We start from the raw sequence: 743 nt of genomic DNA, 5'->3' as shown, positions 1-743 counted from the left end.
GACCTGGCTACATTTAGCTAAGCAGCTAACTGTCGATGATTCCAACTATCCCGTGCTGGGGAGGGACTTAGCCAAAAGCTGCTTGGTTGTTCTACCTAATGGCGCAAAACAAAACTTTATTTTGTTGTGGTAAGAAGATGGGGGACAGTTGGATGCCTTTTTGCGCCAAGCTCAACCACCCCAGTCTCTCCAGAATTTAGGGGATGGGCGATATTGGATACATGTTTCAAATTTTATGCCATCAGCAGCCGAGAATACTGCCCTCGATAAAATGCTCGACGTCATCAAAAGTATCGATGATGCCAAGCTGGTGGTGCTTGATACACGGGGCAATCGCGGCGGTAACAGTTTAGTTGGCGTTGAAATACTTTCTGCTCTGTTTGGCTCGCAATGGGTGAAAAGCCTGGATGAGTCATCTGCATATGCAATGTGGCGGGTTTCTCCTTTTGCACTTTCAACGCTCACTCAAGCTCTAACTACCATGGGGAACGACTATGGAAAACATAGTGAGGCTTATAAATTTGTTTTCAGTTTAACCAAGTCGATGGAACTCGCACTTCACGAGAAAAAAGACTGGCTGGAACAGCCAAACATTGCCTCTATAGATCAAGTGAATTCGAGAGGATTCAACGCCCAAGGTTTTAAAGGCAAGCTTGCACTGGTGACTGACTCATTTTGCGCGAGTGCTTGTTTGGATTTTGCGGACATCGTTCTCGCCATTCCTGGGGTTGTCCATTTAGGGG

At 46.4% G+C, this 743-nt stretch carries 1 protein-coding gene; it reads left to right on the top strand.

The window, feature by feature from the left end:
* Nucleotides 1–148: 148 nt before the first annotated feature.
* Nucleotides 149–743, top strand: a 595-nt coding sequence (locus AC1DSG_RS31515; protein WP_477794347.1) for a S41 family peptidase, incomplete at its 3' end; no start/stop codon positions are given.

Source organism: Pseudomonas sp. P5_A12 (assembly GCF_056400685.1).
Note: the sequence above shows the minus strand (reverse complement) of the source record. Positions and strands in the feature narration are given on the sequence as shown.